The sequence below is a fragment of the Bartonella sp. AA83SXKL genome (assembly GCF_042196965.1).
Taxonomy (GTDB): Bacteria; Pseudomonadota; Alphaproteobacteria; order Rhizobiales; family Rhizobiaceae; genus Bartonella.
Window position 1 is genome coordinate 1 of sequence record NZ_JBHIRG010000290.1, and the last position, 597, is coordinate 597.

Annotated in this window: 1 protein-coding gene; it reads right to left on the reverse strand. The window is 34.5% G+C overall.

Annotated elements, in window-relative coordinates; all coding sequences use genetic code 11:
- Nucleotides 1-263, reverse strand: a 263-nt coding sequence (locus ACFINO_RS11190; RefSeq protein ID WP_375655920.1) for a hypothetical protein, incomplete at its 3' end; no start/stop codon positions are given.
- Nucleotides 264-597 lie beyond the last annotated feature (334 nt).

The following is a 597-nucleotide window of genomic DNA, read 5'->3' on the forward strand; positions in this document are numbered from 1 at the left end:
GGTAAAAGGGCGTCAGGGCGTTCATGGGCAATAATTTGAGCAACAATTTCAGGAGTAATGGGTTCAATATAAGTTGCGTCAGCTAACTCTGGGTCCGTCATAATGGTGGCGGGATTAGAATTAACCAGAATAATTCGGTAACCTTCTTCTTTTAATGCTTTACAGGCTTGTGTGCCAGAATAGTCGAATTCACATGCCTGACCAATAACAATAGGTCCTGCTCCAATGATAAGAATAGATTTTATATCTGTGCGTTTTGGCATTTTTTTTCCTCTGACAATTATTGCTGTCCGATGACAGTTGGCAGAGTAATTTAAATTTGGAGACTAAATTATTATATAGGTTAATAGACGTATAGAGTAAGCTATAAAATGCCTTTTCCATGCTTTTTTCATAGGATTAAAGATAATTATCTTCTTTGAGGCTGATCAACTTTATATGAATATGCGGAGTTATGATTTTTGATAATAATATGCGAAAAACTCGAATTTAAATACTACTGTTTATGATGAAACATAAGGAGTTATTTACAGGCAAATTGAATTTTGTGGAATGAAATGGGAAATTATGAGAAGTGATAGGCTATAACGTGCTTAT